Source organism: Sphingomonas sp. GW821-FHT10F09, assembly GCF_058809195.1.
In genome coordinates this window covers 1-1,961 of record NZ_JBXASI010000015.1, presented here as the reverse complement: position 1 = coordinate 1,961, position 1,961 = coordinate 1, and the positions used below count along the sequence as shown (strand labels likewise).

The window sequence follows — 1,961 nt, the reverse complement described above, 5'->3', positions numbered from 1 at the left end:
CGCGGGGTGGAGCAGCCCGGTAGCTCGTCAGGCTCATAACCTGAAGGTCACAGGTTCAAATCCTGTCCCCGCAACCATTATTTAATGTGCCACAACCGCCCGGGACATCCCGCGGCGGTTTTTTTGTGCCTTTTCTCCGCGCGTTAGCCCTCGCTCAGGGTATCTCTTGCGTCCCAGTCGATACCCTGGATGCTAGAACGTCGATTTGCCTTTGGGGGTATTTTCGCTCCCTCGGCAGGAGATACCTCCATGGCCCTCAAGGAGCTTGAAGTTCGCTGCGCCATCAAGCGGGCAAAAGGCTACAACCTCACCGACGGCGAAGGCCTCTACGTCCCGGCGATTGAACAGTCGCGTCGCGCCGGCGATCTCGTCTATACGCTCGGTCGCCAGCATCCCGGGCTGACGTGGGAGCGGTGACCGCAACACGGGTCGCGGCACACGCAACGGGTGGAATGCCCGCGATCGATCGTTCGCCGTTTCGGTATCGAGCGGTTCTGACAGGAGCTTTTCATGACCATCGGCACCTCGGACGCCGCCACCCAGCTCGCTGCCATCCGTCCGCCTGCAACGCCCGTGCCCGCAATCGACGCGCAGGAATATCGCGCGCGGCTGGACAGGGCGCGCGGCCTCACCGCCGCGCTGGGGGCGGACGCGCTGCTCGTGCCGGCCGGACCCAGCCTGCGCTATTTCAGTGGCGTGCCATGGGGCGCGACCGAACGCTTGGTCGCGCTGCTGCTGCCGGTATCGGGCGAACCGATCATGGTGTGCCCGCGGTTCGAGGCCGGCACGCTGGCGGCGGACCTGACCATTGCCGCGGATCTGCGCTTCTGGGAGGAAGACGACAACCCGGTCGCGCTGGTCGCCGATGCGGCGCGCGGGATGGGGATGGTCGCGGTCGACCCGCTGCTGCCGTTCGGATGGGGCGAGGCGCTGCGCCGGGCGGGCGTGTCCCCGGTCGACGGGGCGGCGGCGATCGACGGCTGCCGGATGGTCAAGTCGCCGGCCGAGCTTGCCTGTCTCACCGCAGCGAAGGCGATGACGTTGGAGGTGCAGCGCCGCGCTGCCGCGATCCTGCGGCCCGGCATCGCCGCGAGCGAGGTGGTGCGCTTCATCGACGCGGCGCATCACGCGATCGGTGGCGGCGGCTCCTATTTTTGTGCCGTCCAGTTCGGACGCGCGACCGCCTTTCCCCATGGCCTGCCCGGTGACCAGCTGCTGGAGGAGAACCAGCTTGTCCTGGTCGATACCGGGTGCCGCGTGCATGGCTATCATTCGGATATCACGCGCACCTATGCCTTCGGGACGGTGGCGCAGGAGGTGCGCGACATCTGGGATATCGAGCATGAGGCGCAGGCGGCGGCCTTTGCCGCGGCGGCTCCGGGCGTGCCGTGCGAAGCGGTCGATGCTGCGGCGCGGGTCGTGCTGGAGCGGCATGGACTGGGACCGGATTATCGCCTGCCCGGGCTGCCGCACCGGACCGGGCACGGCATCGGGTTGGCGATCCACGAACCCGCCTATCTCGTGCGCGGCGACCGGACCGCGCTCGCCCCCGGCATGTGCTTTTCCAACGAGCCGATGATCGTCGTGCCCGATCGGTTCGGCGTGCGGCTGGAGGATCATTTCCACGTCACCGCGACCGGCGCAGCGTGGTTCACCCCGCCGCAGCCCTCGATCGACCGGCCGTTCGGCTAGGGCCAATCGACATTCAGCCCTGACGGCATGCAAACGGCCGTTTCGCGCGCTTCCGGTGCTCACCTACCGAAAGTACGCTGCGCTCCGGGCCACGCGAAACCACCTTTTTCGGCACGTCATCATCTGAATGTCGATTGGCCCTAGTCATCTGGAACTGAAGTAAGCCACATTGTATGCTTCCTGGCGAAGTGAGGAGGCATGGATGGTTGGTCGTCAGGCGGACGTGCTGGTATTGAGCGCGGCTGATCGCGCGTTCCTTGAAACGCATG

General features: G+C 66.4%; 2 protein-coding genes and 1 tRNA gene. All 3 read left to right on the top strand.

Annotated features, from left to right (window positions below; all coding sequences use genetic code 11):
* Positions 1-77: transfer RNA gene (locus AC1RTO_RS19295), tRNA-Met, on the top strand.
* A 172-nt stretch (positions 78-249) separates the two neighbouring features.
* Positions 250-417, top strand: coding sequence for a hypothetical protein (locus AC1RTO_RS19290; protein WP_493162459.1), 168 nt, complete (start codon positions 250-252; stop codon positions 415-417).
* Between the two features lie 93 nt (positions 418-510).
* Complete coding sequence (locus AC1RTO_RS19285; RefSeq protein WP_493162458.1) at positions 511-1,692, top strand: M24 family metallopeptidase; 1,182 nt, start codon at positions 511-513, stop codon at positions 1,690-1,692.
* Positions 1,693-1,961: the final 269 nt, after the last annotated feature.